The sequence below is a fragment of the Actinomycetes bacterium genome (assembly GCA_035489715.1).
Taxonomy (GTDB): domain Bacteria; phylum Actinomycetota; class Actinomycetes; order JACCUZ01; family JACCUZ01; genus DATHAP01.
In genome coordinates, this window is the sequence record DATHAP010000191.1 from 1 (window position 1) to 17,474 (window position 17,474).

General features: G+C 71.6%; 15 protein-coding genes and 2 tRNA genes. 11 read left to right on the forward strand and 6 right to left on the reverse strand.

The window, feature by feature from the left end; translation table 11 throughout:
• Positions 1-640 precede the first annotated feature (640 nt).
• The 6 genes from rsmG to rpmH form a co-directional block, all read right to left on the reverse strand.
• Positions 641-1,276 (reverse strand): 16S rRNA (guanine(527)-N(7))-methyltransferase RsmG, encoded by a 636-nt coding sequence (gene rsmG / locus VK640_15325; protein ID HTE74549.1) that lies wholly within the window; start codon positions 1,274-1,276, stop codon positions 641-643.
• 22 nt (positions 1,277-1,298) lie between these two features.
• A complete protein-coding gene (locus VK640_15330) occupies positions 1,299-1,871 on the reverse strand; it encodes a R3H domain-containing nucleic acid-binding protein (protein ID HTE74550.1) in 573 nt (190 codons plus the stop codon).
• A 101-nt stretch (positions 1,872-1,972) separates the two neighbouring features.
• On the reverse strand, positions 1,973-3,007 hold the full coding sequence (yidC, locus tag VK640_15335; GenBank protein ID HTE74551.1) for a membrane protein insertase YidC: 1,035 nt from the start codon (positions 3,005-3,007) through the stop codon (positions 1,973-1,975).
• On the reverse strand, positions 3,004-3,312 hold the full coding sequence (gene yidD, locus VK640_15340; protein ID HTE74552.1) for a membrane protein insertion efficiency factor YidD: 309 nt from the start codon (positions 3,310-3,312) through the stop codon (positions 3,004-3,006). Before yidD ends, yidC begins: the two co-directional genes overlap by 4 nt.
• Positions 3,309-3,698, reverse strand: coding sequence for a ribonuclease P protein component (rnpA, locus tag VK640_15345; GenBank protein ID HTE74553.1), 390 nt, complete (start codon positions 3,696-3,698; stop codon positions 3,309-3,311). The genes yidD and rnpA overlap by 4 nt, the downstream gene beginning before the upstream one ends.
• Before the next feature lie 3 nt (positions 3,699-3,701).
• A complete protein-coding gene (gene rpmH / locus VK640_15350) occupies positions 3,702-3,839 on the reverse strand; it encodes a 50S ribosomal protein L34 (protein ID HTE74554.1) in 138 nt (45 codons plus the stop codon).
• A 611-nt stretch (positions 3,840-4,450) separates the two neighbouring features.
• Between rpmH and dnaA the strand changes: the two genes are divergently transcribed.
• The 11 genes from dnaA (at position 4,451) to VK640_15405 (ending at position 17,370) form a co-directional block, all read left to right on the forward strand.
• Positions 4,451-5,914, forward strand: a complete 1,464-nt coding sequence (gene dnaA / locus VK640_15355) for a chromosomal replication initiator protein DnaA (protein ID HTE74555.1) — start codon at positions 4,451-4,453, stop codon at positions 5,912-5,914.
• Between the two features lie 361 nt (positions 5,915-6,275).
• A complete protein-coding gene (gene dnaN, locus VK640_15360) occupies positions 6,276-7,406 on the forward strand; it encodes a DNA polymerase III subunit beta (GenBank protein ID HTE74556.1) in 1,131 nt (376 codons plus the stop codon).
• 72 nt (positions 7,407-7,478) lie between these two features.
• Positions 7,479-8,381, forward strand: coding sequence for a decarboxylating 6-phosphogluconate dehydrogenase (gene gnd, locus VK640_15365; protein HTE74557.1), 903 nt, complete (start codon positions 7,479-7,481; stop codon positions 8,379-8,381).
• A 21-nt stretch (positions 8,382-8,402) separates the two neighbouring features.
• Positions 8,403-9,572 (forward strand): DNA replication/repair protein RecF, encoded by a 1,170-nt coding sequence (gene recF, locus VK640_15370; protein ID HTE74558.1) that lies wholly within the window; start codon positions 8,403-8,405, stop codon positions 9,570-9,572.
• The gene (locus VK640_15375; GenBank protein HTE74559.1) at positions 9,569-10,192 is read left to right on the forward strand and encodes a DciA family protein; all 624 of its coding nucleotides are present in this window, start codon (positions 9,569-9,571) and stop codon (positions 10,190-10,192) included. The genes recF and VK640_15375 overlap by 4 nt, the downstream gene beginning before the upstream one ends.
• 338 nt (positions 10,193-10,530) lie before the next feature.
• Positions 10,531-12,540, forward strand: a complete 2,010-nt coding sequence (gyrB, locus tag VK640_15380) for a DNA topoisomerase (ATP-hydrolyzing) subunit B (GenBank protein ID HTE74560.1) — start codon at positions 10,531-10,533, stop codon at positions 12,538-12,540.
• Between the two features lie 65 nt (positions 12,541-12,605).
• Positions 12,606-16,457 carry an intein-containing DNA gyrase subunit A gene (gyrA, locus tag VK640_15385; protein HTE74561.1) on the forward strand — a complete coding sequence of 1,284 codons (3,852 nt, stop codon included), beginning with the start codon at positions 12,606-12,608 and terminating at the stop codon, positions 16,455-16,457.
• Positions 16,454-16,951 carry a DUF3566 domain-containing protein gene (locus VK640_15390; GenBank protein HTE74562.1) on the forward strand — a complete coding sequence of 166 codons (498 nt, stop codon included), beginning with the start codon at positions 16,454-16,456 and terminating at the stop codon, positions 16,949-16,951. Before gyrA ends, VK640_15390 begins: the two co-directional genes overlap by 4 nt.
• A gap of 67 nt (positions 16,952-17,018) precedes the next feature.
• Positions 17,019-17,092: transfer RNA gene (locus tag VK640_15395), tRNA-Ile, on the forward strand.
• A gap of 57 nt (positions 17,093-17,149) precedes the next feature.
• On the forward strand, positions 17,150-17,272 hold the full coding sequence (locus tag VK640_15400) for a DLW-39 family protein (protein HTE74563.1): 123 nt from the start codon (positions 17,150-17,152) through the stop codon (positions 17,270-17,272).
• A gap of 25 nt (positions 17,273-17,297) precedes the next feature.
• Positions 17,298-17,370: transfer RNA gene (locus VK640_15405), tRNA-Ala, on the forward strand.
• The last annotated feature ends 104 nt before the right edge of the window (positions 17,371-17,474 follow it).

A 17,474-nucleotide genomic window follows, 5' to 3' on the forward strand; every position in this document is an offset into this window, starting at 1 on the left:
CCAGATCGGGCAGCTCCCCGGCACTGGTTTCACGTGAAACAGGCCGAGTGTCCCGTCGAATCGGAGCATGGAGCACACGGGCCGCCCCGGCGGCAGCGAGACCTGCGCTGGAAGGCGGGTCCACGCCTGGATTGGGCGTAGCGCCCGCGCCGATCCGTGACGGTGCGGCCGCCACCTCCTCGGTGAGGTCGAGTGCGGCGGGCCCCGGCTCGACGGGCTGGCTCGGTGCGCGGCTGGCTTCCTGCGCCCCCGAGTTCGCGGGCTCCGGCCAGCCGAGGCCGGCCGCGACGCCTCCAGCCGGGTCATCCGGTGCCCCTGCTCCAGGCCAGCCGAGCCCGTCCCGGACTGGCGTGGTGGTCGAGCTCATCGAGCGGGTTCCTCCTGCAGGTCGCGGGCGCGAAGAGCAGCCAGCTCGGCGAACCGGCTGGCCGGATGGTGCTGGGGAAGGACCGAGCCCGAGATCCGACGGGCTGGTGCGGGCCGACCCTACGGCGCCGGCAGGCCGACACGCCAGCGATCGTCCACAGAAGGCGGCCGGCCCACGTGGCGCGGTGCTGAGACAGCCGGCGTACGGGGGCCGATCCGTCGGGCGGCGCCGCGGGGCGACCTGGACCGGCTGGTAGCTGCCGGCAGCAGCGACTCAGCCTCCGCGGACCATTCGGACCACCCGCACCGGGTCGAGGCCGAGATCGGCGCCGACCTCCTCGAGGCGCCACGAAGTGACTCCGAGGGCGGGCAGGCTGGCCTCGGCAGCAGCCAGCTCGTCCCCGCCACGGTCTCCCTTCAGCGCCAGCACCGTCCCTCCGGGCGCGGTCAGTGGCAGGCACCAGCCGAGCAGCCTCGGCAGCGGAGCGACCGCCCGCGACACCACCGCATCTGCCCGCTCGTCCCCGACCACCTCCTCGGCCCGGGCCCGCCGTACACGCACGTTGGTCAGCCTCAGCTCGACCACCACCTCCTGCAGGAAGGTGGCCCGGCGCAGCAGAGGCTCCAACAGGACGACGGACAGGTCGGGACGGGCCAGGGCGAGCGGCACACCGGGAAGCCCCGCACCGCTTCCGACGTCCAGGACCGACCCGGTGCGCGGCAGCAACGGCGTCATCGCTGCCGAGTTCAGGACGTGCCGGTCCCAGATCCGGTCCTGCTCGCGAGGCCCGACCAGGCCGCGTTCGATGCCAGTGGTGGCCAGCAGGTCTGCGTAGCGGTGCAGCCGACCGACTCGGTCCCCGAACAGCGCGGCAACTGCCGTTTCACGTGAAACCGGAGCCGCACTCACGACCGGCTCGCCGACCGCGTGGTCAGCGCGGAAGCACGACGACGAACCGCCGCGGCTCCTCGCCCTCGCTCTCGCTGCGCAGACCGGCCTCCGCCACGGCGTCGTGCACGATCTTGCGCTCGAAGGGGCTCATCGGCTCCAGCCGCACCGGCTCGCCGGTGCCCCGGACCTCCTCGGCGGTGGTCCGGCCGAGCTCGCTCAGGACCGCGCGGCGGCCGGCGCGGTAACCACCGATGTCCAGCATCAGCCGGCTGCGGCTCCCGGTGGCGGTCAGCACCGCGAGCCGGGTCAGCTCCTGGATCGCCTCGAGGACGACGCCGTCCCGGCCGACCAGGTCGTCGAGGTCGCCGCCCACGATGGAGACCAGCGCGCGGTCGCGCTCGACGTCCATGTCGATGTCGCCGTCGAGGTCGGCGATGTCCAGCAGCTCCTCCAGGTAGTCCGCGGCGATCTCGCCCTCGCGCTCGAGGTCGACCGCCGTGCGGGTGGCTGAGCGGCTGCTGGTCGCGGCCTCAGCGCCGGGCTCGCTCACGTCGCTGAACTCGCTCGACTCGCTCGACCCGTTCAACCCGTTCAACCCGTTCAACTCGTTCACCTGGACCGTTCCTTCTCTATCGCCCGCTGGGGGCCGGCTGTGGGGTTGTCGGGCATCGCGGGCCGGGCAGTCGCTCGGGGCGGCGCTCCAGGGCCCGGGCGCTACCTCTTCTTCTTCGCCTTCCTGGGCTGTTGTCGCTGCCTGGACGAGGACTTGCCGCCCGGCCCACCCTCGGGCGTCGGACCGGTCCCGTTGGGGGAGGCGTCGGCCGACGCGCCCTCGGCCGGCGAGCCGGTGGCCGGCGAACCGGTGGCCGGCGAATTGGGGATCGCGGCTGCACCCGAGCCGGCCGCCGCCGCAGGATGCTTGGCGGCCTTGGCCGCCCTGCGCTTCTCCAGTGCCTCGAACGCCGGCGACCCGGGGGAAGGGTTGCGGCGGATCACGTAGAACTGTTGGCCCATCGACCACAGGTTGGTGGTCAGCCAGTAGAGCAGCACGCCGATCGGGAAGTTGACCCCGCTGACGGCGAACACCAGCGGGAAGACGTAGAGCAGGATCTTCTGCTGCTGCGCGAACGGGTTGTTCATCGCGTCGGCCGGCATGTTCTTGCTCATGAGCTGCTTCTGCGTCAGGAACGTCGTCGCCGACATCAGCACGATCATGACGGCGCAGACGATCTGCACGTGGAGGCTGTCGGCGCCCAGGAACTTGTCGGAAAGGGGAGCGCCGAAGATGGTGGCCTCGGAGGCCTGCTTGGCCAGGCTGGTCGTCAGGTAGGCCTTGCCGTCGGGCGGGTCCTGCCCGATGCCGTTGAGCACGTGGAAAAGTGCGAAGAAGATGGGCGCCTGCAGCAGGATCGGCAGGCAGCTCGCGAGCGGGTTGGTGCCGTTGTCGCGGTAGAGCTTCATCATCTCTTGCTGCTGCTTCTGCCGACTCTCCGGGTCGGTCTTGCCCTTGTACTTGGCCTGGATCTTCTTGATCTCCGGCGACAGGATCTGTAGTCCGCGCTGGGCGTTGATCTGCTTGACGAACAGCGGGATCAGCAGGATGCGGATGACCACCACCAGGCCGACGATCGCCCCGCCCCAGGCCACCCCGCTGGTCGGGTCGACGCCGAGCCACTCGAAGAAGCTGTGGAACGCCACCATGATTGCGGTGACGACCGCGTAGAGCGGCTCGAGCAGGTGGGCAGTCACAGTCCGGCTCCCTGCGGGGTGGCGGTGCCCGGGTCGGTGCCGCGGTCAGCGGACGGCCGTTCCGGACGGGTGGTCGGGGGCACGGGATCGAGCCCACCGGGGTTCCAGGGGTGGCAGCGAAGCAACCGACGGGCGGCCATCCAGGTTCCCCGGAGCGGGCCGTGCACCCGCAGCGCCTCGACGGCGTACGTCGAGCAGGACGGGTAGAACCGGCACCGCGGCCCGAGCAGGGGGGACACCAGCAGCTGGTAGGCCCGGATCGGCAGGACGAGCACCGCCACCGCGAGCCGGCGCACGCCGCTCATGCCGGCGCCGCCGGCTCTGCCCGGTCCAGGGCCCGGTCCAGGGCGGTGCGCAGGGCGACACCAAGCTGGTCGTACGTCGCAACGGCGCTGCCGGGGAGCGCGCGGACGACGACCCGGGAGCCAGGAGGAATCCGGTCCAGCTGGTCGGCGACCAGGTGCCGAAGCCGGCGCCGCACCCGGTTGCGGACGACCGCGGCACCCACGGCTCGGGAGACGACGAAGCCCACCCGGGGCGCCGCAGTCGGCGCCGACGAGAGGGCGGGTGTGGTGCGATCCGGGGTGGCCGCGTGGACGACGAGCAGCCCGGTGCCCCGGACACCTCGGGTGGAGCGCACGGTCGCGACGAAGTCGGCGCGTCGACGCAGCCGGGACCCGGCCGGTAGCACCGCTCAGGCCGAGAGGCGGGTGCGACCCTTGGAACGCCGGGCCGCAAGGATGGCCCGGCCGGCGCGCGTGCGCATCCGCAGGCGGAAGCCGTGGGTCTTGGCCCGGCGGCGGTTGTTCGGCTGGAACGTGCGCTTGCTCACTCGTGGGCTCCTGGACCTCAGGCGGGTGGACGGCTGGTGGGCGTGGACGAGGCGCAGACCGCCCGGTGCCCGGAGGGACGCAGCAGCAGTCGTCGACGCGACGGACAACGGTACGGTCGGCGGTCGCCGCTGGTCAAACCGGCGGCGGGACAGGCACACGTAACCGCTCATCGGACCACGGCAGCGGCGCCTCGGCGACGCGGCACGCCGGTCGCCCGGCAAAATCTCCGGCACGGGTTGTGGACAACCGCTTGCTGGCCGTCCCGCCGGGTTGTTAGCGTCACACCGGTCGTCGGCCCTTCCCCTGTGGTCCGCACAGCCGTCGGCGGGCGCCGTCCCGACGGGTGCGGCGGAGCCTGCCGAGTGCGACGGTCGCACCAGACCGGGACATCTCCGGGCAAGCAGATGTACACAGGCTGTGGACGAGCATGTGGACGCGTACCCGGACGGAGTGTCAGCAGCTCCGTCCCGACCGTGCGGAGGCCGTGCGCGCCACCGCCCGGACCGGCGCGCAGCACGTCCGGGCCCGAGCGCCGGGTCCGACAGGAGAGGGTGACCGGGTGACCGACGACATCGCCACCGAGGTGGCCGACCGCACGCTCGACCCGGCGCTGGACAGCGCGTGGACCCGAGCGCGGGCGGCGCTGGAGGAGTCGGTCAGCCCGCAGCACCGGGCCTTCATCGGGCTCAGCCGGCTGGACGGCGTGGTGGGCGACACGGCACTGCTGTCGGTGCCGCACCAGTTCGCCAAGGACGTCATCGAGCAGCGGCTGCGGGAGACGATCACCGGGGCGCTGGCCGACGAGATCGGCCGCGACGTGCGGATCGCCGTGGTGGTCGACCCGAGCCTGGACGCCGTCGACCCGGAGCCCGGAGCCGGTTCGGTGGCCTCGCCCGGTCCCGACGGGTCCATCCCCCAGGTGGGGGACGGCCACCACACCGTCCTGACCCACGACCACGCCGACGAGCACACCCCAGGGCACGTCACCGAGCCGGCCGGCACGGGTCGCGAGCCCGGCGGGCGCCGGGAGTCCGAGCCCACGCGGCTCAACCCGCGCTACCTCTTCGAGACGTTCGTCATCGGCTCGAGCAACCGGTTCGCCCACGCGGCCGCCGTCGCCGTCGCCGAGGCACCGGCCAAGGCGTACAACCCGCTGTTCATCTACGGGGACTCCGGCCTCGGCAAGACCCACCTGCTGCACGCCATCGGCCACTACGGGATGAGCCTCTACCACGGCGTCCGGGTGCGCTACGTGAGCTCCGAGGAGTTCACCAACGACTTCATCAACTCGATCCGCGACGGCCGCGCCGAGGGCTTCCGCCGGCGCTACCGCGACGTCGACATCCTGCTCGTGGACGACATCCAGTTCCTCGAGAACAAGGAGCAGACGCAGGAGGAGTTCTTCCACACCTTCAACACGCTGCACAACGCCAACAAGCAGATCGTCATCTCCTCCGACCGGCCGCCCCAGCAGCTGGTCACCTTGGAGGACCGCCTGCGCAACCGCTTCCACTGGGGCCTGATCACCGACGTCCAGCCGCCCGAGCTGGAGACCCGCATCGCGATCCTGCGCAAGAAAGCGGCCCAGGAGAAGCTCAACGCCCCGCCCGAGGTGCTGGAGTTCATCGCCAGCAAGATCTCCACCAACATCCGCGAGCTCGAGGGCGCCCTCATCCGGGTCACCGCGTTCGCGAGCCTCAACCGCCAGGGTGTCGACCTGGCGCTGGCCGAGATCGTGCTGAAGGACCTCATCCCGGACAACACCCAGCCCGAGATCACCGCCGCGACGATCATGGCCCAGACCGCGGCCTACTTCGGCCAGTCGATGGAGGAGCTCTGCGGGTCCTCGCGCTCGCGGGTCCTGGTCAACGCCCGCCAGATCGCGATGTACCTCTGCCGCGAGCTGACCGACCTGTCGCTGCCCAAGATCGGGCAGCAGTTCGGCGGCCGCGACCACACGACCGTCATGCACGCGGACAAGAAGATCCGCCAGCTGATGGCCGAGCGGCGCAGCGTCTACAACCAGGTCACCGAGCTGACCAACCGGATCAAGTCCCAGGCGCGGGCCAGTTGAGCCCCGCGCGACCCCCGACGCGCGCGGGTGACCTTTCACACCATGGGGACAAGCCTGTGGAAAGCCGGGGTTCCAGGCGGGGACACGGTGTGGACACCGGTGGACGACCGCGGCCGTGCACAGGCCGCCCCGCTGTGTCCGCAGGGGTTCCCACCGGCTGTCCCCACCCCGGTCTAGCCTCTGACCTGCAAGGACGCCGGCCGTCCCCAGGATCCACCACCCCTGAGGAGACCATGACACCTAGCCATGGAGTTGGATCGGCACAACACATGAGGGGGCGCGTGGACTGGGGACGACCGGTCCGGACGTGCGTCCCCGTCCCTGCCGGGGCGCGCGGGGAGACCGAAGGAGGCGGTGTCGGGTGAAGTTCCGGGTGGAGCGCGACGTGCTCGCGGAGGCGGTGGCCTGGGCCGCACGCAGCCTGCCGGCCCGTCCCCCGGTGCCCGTCCTGGCCGGGCTCATGCTGGACGCCTCGGGCGGCCGGCTGATGCTGTCGAGCTTCGACTACGAGGTCTCGGCCCGGGTCGAGATCGCCGCTGACGTGGCCGAGCCGGGTGTGGCCCTGGTCAGCGGCCGGCTGCTCGCCGACATCTCCCGCAGCCTGCCGGCCAAGCCCGTCGAGGTGACGACCGACGCCGCCAAGGTGGTCGTGACCTGCGGCTCGTCCCGCTTCACGCTGCTGACCCTGCCGGTCGAGGACTACCCGGCGCTGCCCGAGATGCCTGGCGCGTCCGGCTCGCTGCACGGTGACCTGTTCGCGGCCGCGGTGGCGCAGGTGTCGGTCGCCGCCGGCCGCGACGACACGCTGCCGGTCCTCACCGGCGTCCGGGTCGAGATCGAGGGCGAGCGCATCACGATGGCGGCCACCGACCGCTACCGCCTCGCCGTGCGCGAGCTGTCGTGGACACCGGAGCAGTCCGGGCTGTCCGCGATCGCGCTGGTGCCGGCCCGCACCCTCTCAGACACCGCGAAGGCGCTGGCAGCCGCCGACAAGGTCACGCTCGCCCTGGCCGGCGCGACCGGCGGCGACGGGCTGGTCGGCTTCGAGGGCGGCGGCCGGCGCACCACGTCCCGCCTGCTCGACGGCGAGTTCCCCAAGTACAAGTCGCTGCTGCCCAGCGAGTCGGCCAGCGTGGCGACCGTCGACACCGCGAGCCTGGTCGAGTCGGTGCGTCGGGTCGCGCTGGTCGCAGAGCGCAACACCCCGATCCGGCTGTCGTTCGGCGCCGGTGAGCTGACTCTCGAGGCCGGCACCGGCGACGAGGCCCAGGCGTCGGAGTCGCTGGGCGCGGCTCTCGACGGCGACGACATCTCGATCGCGTTCAACCCGGCCTACCTGCTCGACGGCCTGGGCGCCGTCGACGCCGCGCACGTCGAGCTGCGGTTCACCGCGTCGACCCGGCCGGCGGTGCTCGCCGGCAAGGACTCGGCAGACAGCACGGCCGGCGACGACTACCGCTACCTGCTGATGCCGGTGCGGCTGTCCGGCTGAGCAGGGCACGGTCCGTAGGCACGCGGAGTCCACGGGGAGTCACAGCGTCGCAGCAGGGAAGGGGCCGCCACCATGGAGATCGGACTCGTCGGGCTGGGCCGCATGGGCGGCAACATGCGGGAGCGGCTGCGCCGCTCCGGACACACGGTGGTCGGCTACGACCGCAACGCCGACCTGAGCGACTCCTCGTCGCTCGAGGACATGGTGGGTCGTCTGCCCTCGCCTCGGGTGGTGTGGGTGATGGTCCCGGCGGGGGAGATCACCCGGACGACCATCGAGGAGCTCGGCGGCCTGCTGTCCGAGGGTGACGTGGTCGTCGACGGCGGCAACTCGCGGTGGACCGACGACAAGGACCACGCGGCGATGCTCGGCCGGGACGGCATCGGCTTCGTCGACGCCGGGGTGTCCGGCGGGGTGTGGGGCCTCGACAACGGCTACGCGCTGATGGTCGGCGGGTCCGACGCCGACGTCGCGACGGTCCAGCCGGCTTTCGACGCCCTCAAGCCCGAGGGGGAGTCAGGCTTCGTGCACGCCGGTCCGGTGGGGGCCGGCCACTTCGCCAAGATGGTGCACAACGGCATCGAGTACGGCCTGATGCAGGCCTACGCCGAGGGCTACGAGCTGCTCGAGGCCGCCCACGTCGTCGAGGACGTGCCCGGCGTGATCCGGTCCTGGACCCAGGGCACCGTGATCCGCTCGTGGCTGCTCGACCTGCTCGTGCTCGCCCTCGACGAGGACCCCGTGCTCGCCGACATCCGGGGCTACGTCGAGGACTCCGGCGAGGGACGCTGGACGATCGAGGAGGCCATCAACCACGCGGTGCCCGCCCCCGTCATGTCGGCGGCGCTGTTCGCCCGGTTCGGCTCCCGCCAGGACGACTCCCCGGCGATGAAGGCGGTGGCCGCCCTGCGCAACCAGTTCGGCGGCCACGCCGTGACCAAGGTGGCCAAGCAGGAGGTCGAGAAGCCGGCCTGACCGCCGCCCTCGGTCCACCTCTTGCACCTCAGCCACCTGTCCCTGCACGACTTCCGGTCCTACACCGAGGTCGAGCTCCCGCTCGGCCCCGGCGTGACCGCGTTCGTCGGCCCCAACGGCCAGGGCAAGACCAACCTCGTCGAGGCGGTCGGCTACCTGGCGACCCTTGGCTCGCACCGGGTCGCTCAGGACGCCCCGCTGGTGCGGCTCGGTGCCGAGCGCGCGGTGGTGCGCGGCCAGGTGGTGCGCGGCGACCGCGCGCTGCTGGTCGAGCTGGAGATCGTTCCCGGCCGGGCCAACCGCGCGCGGGTCAACCGCTCGCCGGTCACGCGGCCCCGGGAGGTGCTCGGCATCCTGCGCAGCGTGCTGTTCGCCCCCGAGGACCTGGCGCTGGTCAAGGGCGACCCCGCAGAGCGCCGGCGCTTCCTCGACGAGCTGCTGGTGCTGCAGGCACCCCGCTACGCGGCCGTGCGCGCCGACTACGACCGGGTGCTCCGCCAGCGCAACGCCCTCCTGAAGTCCGCCTCGGCAGCCCGGCGCGGCCGCCCGGGCGACGTCGACCTCTCGACGCTCGAGGTGTGGGACGCCCACCTCGCGACCGCCGGCGCCGAGCTGCTGGCCGGCCGCCTCGCGCTGGTCGAGGGGCTGCAGCCCCTCGTCGGCGCGGCCTACGCGGCGGTCGCCGACGACACCACCGGCCGCCCGGGCGTCACGACCGCGGGACCGGCGACGATCGCCTACCGCAGCAGCGTCGAGGGTGACGGCCCATCGACCGGTGACCGCGGCGCCCTCGCGGAGTGGTTGCTGGCCGCGCTCACGGACGTACGTCGTCAGGAGCTCGACCGCGGCGTCTCCCTGGTCGGTCCGCACCGCGACGAGCTGGTCCTGACGCTGGGGCCGCTGCCGGCCAAGGGCTACGCCAGCCATGGCGAGTCCTGGTCGTTCGCGCTGGCGCTGCGGCTGGCGGCGTACGACCTGCTGCGGGGCGAGGCCGGGGACGGGGGCGAGCCGGTGCTGGTGCTCGACGACGTCTTCGCCGAGCTCGACGACCACCGCCGGGAGCGGCTGGCCGCGCTGGTGGCCGGTGCCGAGCAGGTCCTGGTGACCGCCGCCGTGCCGGCCGACGTGCCGGCGGCCCTGGCCGGCGACCGCGTCGACGTGCTCGGCGCCGAGGTCCGGCGGGTGGCGTGAGCGATCACCTCGGCAGCCCCGACGAGCCCGACGAGCCCGACGACCCCGGCGACCCCGGCGACCCCGGCACCCGGGCCGAGGCGCCCCGGGGGCTGGCCGTCGCCCGGCAGGCGCTGGCCGCGGCCCGGGCCGAGGCCCGCCGCCGCGGCTTCGCGCCCGGCCGGGCGCCGGCCCCGGAGCGCCGCAGCGGTGACGAGGCGGACCGGGCGCGCTCCCGGTGGCGGCGGCCGGTCACCGAGGAGCGCAGCGGTGCCCATCCCGATGACCGGGACCCCCAGCTGCTCGGCCCGACCCTGGACCGCCTGGTCGCGGAGCGCGGCTGGCAGACCGACGCGGCCGTCGGCGGCGTGATGGGCCGCTGGGCGCAGATCGTCGGGCCGGAACTCGCAGCGCACGCGGAGCCGGTGTCCTGGCAGGACGGCGAGCTGGTGGTGCAGGCCGACTCCACGGCGTGGGCCACCCAGATCCGGCTGCTCGCGCCGGCCCTGCTGGCCCGGCTGGCCGGTGAGCTGGGCTCGGGTGCGGTCACCTCGGTGATCGTGCGCGGGCCGTCGGCGCCCTCCTGGAAGCGGGGCCTGCGCAGCGTGCGGGGCCGGGGACCTCGCGACACCTACGGATAGTTCCGGACAGCTCCGGACAGCTCCGGACAGCCGGCCGGACGGCCTCTCGGGGCCATGCCGGCCCCCGGCCGCGTGGGGGGATCCATCCCCACCCGCGTTCGCCCGCCACGACCGTCCCCAGACGCCCCTGACGGCCATTTCTGCGGCCACGGACAGGTAGGATGGAGGCAGTACGCACGCTCGGTGCCGTCCTCGGCCGTCAGCCGCCCCCTGCGGGCTCCGCCCTCGTCGAGCCGGTCCCCGCGCGCCCCGACGAAAGGTGACCCGTGACCCAGCCGGCCCAGCCGCCCGAGCCCACTGGATCCTCCCCCGCCGTCCCTCCCGTCCCCGGCCCACCCGTGTCGCCCGAGCTGGCCGACCTGGACGGTGCGGGCGTCTACGACGCCAGCAACATCCAGGTCCTCGAGGGCCTGGAGGCGGTCCGCAAGCGCCCGGGCATGTACATCGGCTCCACCGGCGAGCGCGGCCTGCACCATCTGGTCACCGAGGTGGTCGACAACTCGGTCGACGAGGCGCTCGCCGGGCACGCCGACCGGATCGAGGTGACGCTGCTCGCCGACGGCGGGGTCCGGGTCGAGGACAACGGCCGGGGCATCCCGGTCGACGAGGTGGCCAGCGAGGGCAAGCCGGCGGTCGAGGTGGTGCTCACCGTGCTGCACGCCGGCGGCAAGTTCGGCGGGGGCGGCTACAAGGTGTCCGGTGGTCTGCACGGCGTCGGTGTCTCCGTCGTCAACGCGCTGTCGTCGCGGCTGGACGTCGAGATCTACCGCGACGGCCACGTCTGGACGCAGTCCTACTCGGTCGGCGTGCCGGACGCGCCGCTCGCCAAGGGCCCGGCCACCGACCGCGCCGGGACCACGATCACCTTCTGGGCGTCGCCGGAGGTCTTCGAGACGACGGAGTACAGCTTCGAGAAGCTCTCCAACCGGCTGCGCGAGATGGCCTTCCTCAACAAGGGGCTCACCATCGCCCTGCGCGACGAGCGGCCGGCGAAGGCCGAGGAGAAGGAGCACGACGAGGTCGAGGAGACCACCCTCACCGAGGTCGTCTACTCCTACGACGGCGGTCTGGTCGACTACGTCGAGTTCCTCGGGGCGCACAAGGACCCGGTGCACCGCACCGTGGTGGCCTTCGAGGCCGAGTCGGAGTACATCGACGGCGGCCTGTCGCTCGACGTGGCGATGCAGTGGAACACCGGCTTCACCGAGTCCGTGCACACCTTCGCGAACACCATCAACACCCACGAGGGCGGCACCCACGAGGAGGGCTTCCGGGCGGCGCTGACCACGCTGGTCAACCGATTCGCGCGGGACTGGGGGATCCTGAGGGAGAAGGACGCCAACCTCACCGGCGACGACGTCCGCGAGGGTCTGACCGCGATCGTCAGCGTCAAGCTGGCCGAGCCGCAGTTCGAGGGCCAGACCAAGACCAAGCTCGGCAACACCGAGGCGAAGTCCTTCGTGCAGAAGATCGTCAACGACAAGCTCGGCGAGTGGTTCGAGAAGAACCCCGGCGAGGGCAAGGACATCGCGCGCAAGGCGCAGGGTGCTGCGGTCGCCCGGCTCGCCGCCCGCAAGGCTCGGGACGCGGCGCGCAGCCGCAAGGGTCTGCTCGGCGGCGGCTCGCTGCCCGGCAAGCTCGCCGACTGCCAGTCGACCAACCCCGAGGAGTGCGAGCTCTTCATCGTCGAGGGCGACTCCGCCGGCGGCCCGGCCAAGCAGGGCCGTGACCAGCGCACCCAGGCGATCCTCCCGATCCGCGGCAAGATCCTCAACGTCGAGCGCGCCCGGCTGGACCGCGTCCTGGGCAACCAGGAGGTGCAGGCCATCATCTCCGCGCTGGGCACCGGCATCCAGGGCGACGAGTTCGACCTGGCACGGCTGCGCTACCACAAGGTGGTGCTGATGGCCGACGCCGACGTCGACGGCCAGCACATCCGCACCCTGTTGCTCACCCTGCTGTTCCGCTTCATGCCCGAGGTGGTCGAGCAGGGCCACGTCTTCCTCGCCCAGCCACCGCTCTACAAGCTGAAGTGGGCGCGGCCGGCCGAGCCGGAGTACGCCTACTCCGACCGCGAGCGCGACGCGCTGATCGACGCTGGTCAGGCCGCGGGCAAGAAGCTGCTCAAGGACGACGGCGTGCAGCGCTACAAGGGCCTCGGCGAGATGAACAACGACGAGCTCTGGGACACCACGATGGACCCGGAGAAGCGGATCCTGCTGCAGGTCACGCTCGAGAACGCCGCCCTGGCCGACGTGCTGTTCACCGAGCTGATGGGCGAGGACGTCGACAGCCGTCGCAAGTTCATCCAGCGCAACGCGAAGGACGTCCGGTTCCTCGACATCTGAGCTTGCCCCGGCCTGCCGGGGCGAGCGCCTGACGACGTACGACTGCCATCTAGGAGACCCCTTCCGTGACTGACACCACCGACGTCCCGCCGGTCGGGCCGCACGGCCGCATCGAGCCGGTCGACCTGCAGGTCGAGATGCAGCGGTCGTACCTCGACTACGCGATGAGCGTCATCGTGCAGCGCGCGCTCCCCGACGTGCGGGACGGCCTCAAGCCGGTGCACCGCCGGGTGCTCTACGCGATGTACGACGGGGGCTACCGGCCGGACCGCGGCTTCTCCAAGTGCTCGCGCGTCGTCGGTGACGTCATGGGCCAGTACCACCCGCACGGCGACACCGCGATCTACGACACCTTGGTGCGGCTCGGGCAGCCGTGGTCGCTGCGCTACCCGCTGGTGCACAGCCAGGGCAACTTCGGATCGCCGGGCGACGACCGGCAAGCAGCCATGCGCTACTGCGTGACCGGCGACACCCGAGTCCGATCAGCCGGTGGGGAGACCTGGCGGATCGGCGACGTCGCTCCTGACGCCGTACCCAACTCGGACACGATGCTGAGTGACGTCAAGCTGCTCGGCCGCCGGGGAGAGCCGGTGTCGGCATCGATGCTCTTCCATTCCGGTGAGCACCCGACGCTGCGCATGACCACCCGCGAGGGCTACACGGTGACCGGCACCGAGAACCACCCGGTGCTGTGCCTGGTCAACGCCACCGGTGTTCCGATGCTGCTGTGGAAGCTGCTGTCCGAGGTGCAGGCCGGTGACCGTGTCGTCGTACACCGGGGCGACCCGGTGGCGGACGAGATGCCCGACGAGATGCAGGAAGCCACGGCGCTGCTGCTCGGTGCCTTCGTCTCTGAAGGCTGGGTGTCGGCGGGACGTGCCGGGTTCAACAACGAGGACGAGGACTTCTTCGGCCAGGTCGTGGCGGCGTACGACCGGGTGGTAGGCGGGTCCCGCTACGTGTACGAGCGGCTGATCGGGTCGGGTCAGCGGCTCATCGAGCTCGACGTCCAGTCCATGAGCCACCTCAACACCTCGCCTCTCGCCGTCCTGGCCGGATCGCGCAGTGCCGAGAAGTCCATCCCACTTCTCGTCTGGCACTCGGGAACGGCATTCAAGCGCCGGTTCCTGCAGGCGCTCTTCGAGGGCGACGGATCGACCTCCGCGCTGCCTCGCAACACCGTCCAGATCTCCTACTCGACGCGAAGCCCTCGGCTCGCGCAAGACGTGCAGGACATGCTCCTCGAGTTCGGGATCGTCTCGCGCCAGTGTCGACAAGCCACAGGAGAGTACAAGGTCTACATCGGCAACCGGCGCGACGCTCGACTCTTCGCGAACCGGGTCGGCTTCCTCGGCCGCAAGCAGCTGAAGCTGACTCGGATCCTGGCTTCGATCCCGGCGACGAGCGCCTCGCTCTCGAGCGATCAGGTGCCGTTCGTCGGCGACTACCTGCGCTCGGCTGGGCCGGCCGCAGGGGCGAGCCGGTCCTGGTTGAAGTACCACAACATCGACCGCATCGAACGGTGGGAACACGACGGCGAGCTGATCTGGTCGCACGTGCAGAACGACGAAGCCCGTCGGGTGGTCGAACCCCTCGTTGACGGGCGCTACTACTACGCCGAGGTCGCCGAGGTCAGGCACGCCGGCGTCGCACCGGTCTGGTCCTTCCGCGTCGACACGGAGGACCACGCCTTCATCACCAACGGGATCGTCAGCCACAACACCGAGTGCCGGCTGGCGCCGCTCGCGATGGATATGGTGCGCGACATCGACCGGGACACGGTCGACTTCTCGCCGAACTACGACGGCCGTCAGCAGGAGCCGTCGGTGCTGCCGGCGCGCTTCCCCAACCTGCTGGTCAACGGGTCCGGCGGCATCGCGGTCGGCATGGCCACCAACATCCCGCCGCACAACCTGCGCGAGGTCGCGTCTGGCGTGATGTGGCACCTGGACCACCCCGACGCCTCGCACGAGGACCTGCTCGCCGCGCTGCTCGAGCGGATCAAGGGTCCCGACTTCCCGACCAAGGGCCTGATCGTCGGCACCAACGGCATCCGCGACGCCTACACCACCGGCCGTGGGTCGGTCACGATGCGCGCCGTCGTGGAGGTCGAGGAGGACAACCGCGGCCGGACCGTCCTCGTCATCACCGAGCTGCCCTACCAGGTCAACCCCGACGCCCTCGCGCGCAAGATCGCCGAGCTCGCCGACAGCGGCAAGGTCCAGGGCATCGCCGACCTTCGCGACGACTCGTCCTCGCGCACCGGCATGCGGCTGGTCGTCGTGCTGAAGCGCGACGCGGTCGCCAGCGTCGTGCGCAACAACCTCTACAAGCACACCCAGCTGCAGGACACCTTCGGCTGCAACATGCTCGCGCTGGTCGACGGCGTGCCGCGCACCCTCGCCCTCGACGCCTTCATCCGGCACTGGACCACGCACCAGATCGAGGTCATCGTCCGGCGCACCCGCTACCTGCTCGCCGAGGCGGAGCGGCGGGCACACGTCCTGCGCGGCCTGCTCAAGGCGCTGGAGCGCATCGACGAGGTCATCGCCCTGATCCGGGCGAGCGCGTCGGCCGAGGCGGCCCGCGACGGGCTGATCGAGCTGCTCGAGATCGACGAGATCCAGGCCGTCGAGATCCTCAACATGCAGCTGCGCCGCCTGGCCGCCCTGGAGCGGCAGGAGATCGAGGACCGCTACGAGCAGCTGATGCGCGAGATCGAGGAGTACACCGCGATCCTCGCGTCGGAGGAGCGCCAGCGGCAGATCGTTCGCGACGAGCTCGCCGAGATCGTCGAGAAGTACGGTGACGAGCGCCGTACCCAGCTGGTGCCCTACGAGGGCGACATGTCCGCCGAGGACTTCATCCCGGAGGAGGACGTCGTCGTCACCATCACCCGTGGTGGCTATGCGAAGCGGACCCGCACCGACCTCTACCGGGCGCAGCGACGTGGCGGCAAGGGCGTGCGCGGTGCCCAGCTGCGCCAGGACGACCTGGTCGAGCACTTCTTCGTGACGACCACGCACCACTGGATCCTGTTCTTCACCAACAAGGGCCGGGTCTACCGGGCGAAGGCCTACCAGCTGCCCGACGCGGGCCGGGACGCCCGCGGGCAGCACGTGGCCAACCTGCTCGCGTTCCAGCCCGACGAGACGATCGCGCAGATCATCGACCTCAAGGACTACGAGGTCGCACCGTTCCTGGTGCTGGCGACCAAGCGGGGCCTGGTGAAGAAGACCCGGCTCACCGAGTACGACTCCAACCGCACCGGCGGCCTGATCGCCATCAACCTGCGTGAGGACGAGGACGGGGTGGGCGACGAGCTGATCTCGGCGCGGCTGGTGTCGGCCGACGACGACCTCCTGCTGGTCAGCCGCAAGGCGATGTCGGTCCGCTTCACCGCGACCGACGACTCCCTGCGCCCGATGGGCCGGGCCACCTCCGGCGTCAAGGGCATGACCTTCAAGGGCGACGACGAGCTGCTGGTGATGGAGGTCGCCCGGCCCGGGGCCACCGTCTTCACGGTCACCGACGCGGGCTTCGCCAAGCGCTCCGACCTGGGTGAGTACCGCATCCAGGGCCGGGGCGGCTCCGGCATCCAGGCCATGAAGTTCTCCGAAGCCAGGGGCTCCCTGGTGGGGGCGCTGGTGGTCGACGAGAGCGACGAGGTCTTCACCATCAAGGCGTCCGGCGGGGTGACCCGGGTGTCGGTCGGGGAGGTCAACCCGACCGGACGTGTCACCATGGGAGTGCGGTTCGTCTCGCTGGGGGAGAATGACACCGTGGTGGCGATCGCCCGCAACGCCGAGCGGGCAGTCGTCGACGAGGTGGACGAGGTGGACGAGACCGACCTGCCGGCCGCACCCGAGACGGGCGCGGCGGACGGGTCGCCGGCTGAAGAGGGGTCCGACGAGTGAGCTCGCCCAACGCTCCGAGCGAGGCGTGGCGCAGCGCCGGCGGTCAGCCGACGGCCACCATGCCTCCGGTCCGCGACGCCGCGCCCGCCACGACCACGTCCCGCCCGGCCGGTCGGCCGCGGGCCCGGAAGGCCCGGCTGGTCCTGGCCCGGGTCGACCCGTGGTCGGTCATGAAGCTCTCCTTCCTGCTCGCCGTGGCCCTCGCGGTGGTGGCCGTCGTGGCGGTCTTCGTCGTGTGGTCGGTGCTGGACACCATGGGGGTCTTCGACTCCGTCGGCGGCACCGTCGAGAGCATCACCCGCTCCAGCGACAACGCCCAGGGCGTCGACATCCTCGACTACGTCGGCCTGAGCAGGGTGCTCTCCCTGACCCTGGTGCTGGCGGTCGTCAACGTCGTGCTGATGACCGCCCTCTGCACCCTGGCGGCCTTCCTCTACAACATGGCGGCGAGCCTGGTCGGCGGGCTGCACGTGACCTTCACCGAGGACGTCTGAGCCCGGTCGCAGGGCGCGGATCGGTTGGGTCGCCCCGCACGCGGTGGGGTAGTCTTTCGCGGCGCGCGGGCCTATAGCTCAGTTGGTTAGAGCGCTGCCCTGATAAGGCAGAGGTCAGTGGTTCAAGTCCACTTAGGCCCACTCCCCCGCCCCTGGTCCCGACCGGGTGGGCGGGCCACCCGAGGTCAGGGGATCCGGATGTCCAAGAAGCTGCTCGTGGCCGTCATCGCGGCCGTCGGAGGCGTCGTCGCCTATCGCAAGATCCAGGCCGACCGCGAGGCCGAGCAGGACCTCTGGGCCGAGGTCACGGACCGCCCCTGAGCCCGGGCGCCGGGTCGACCGACCAGGGGACGTAGCTCAACTGGCAGAGCACCGCCTTTGCAAGGCGGGGGTTAGGGGTTCAAGTCCCCTCGTCTCCACCCTCTGACCACGTCGCGCCCAGCGGCGGCGTAACGATCCACCTCTGCTGACGATGAACGGTCGGGCCGGTCTGCCGTGCGGCAGCCCCCGCCCCTGGGAGTCG

What these genes read in the sequence shown, in the direction of transcription:
- gnd (HTE74557.1), top strand. Translation starts at nt 7,479, where the DNA reads ATGGAGATCGGACTCGTCGGGCTGGGCCGCATGGGCGGCAACATGCGG.
- VK640_15400 (HTE74563.1), top strand. Translation starts at nt 17,150, where the DNA reads ATGTCCAAGAAGCTGCTCGTGGCCGTCATCGCGGCCGTCGGAGGCGTC.
- yidD (HTE74552.1), bottom strand. Translation starts at nt 3,312, where the DNA reads ATGAGCGGCGTGCGCCGGCTCGCGGTGGCGGTGCTCGTCCTGCCGATC.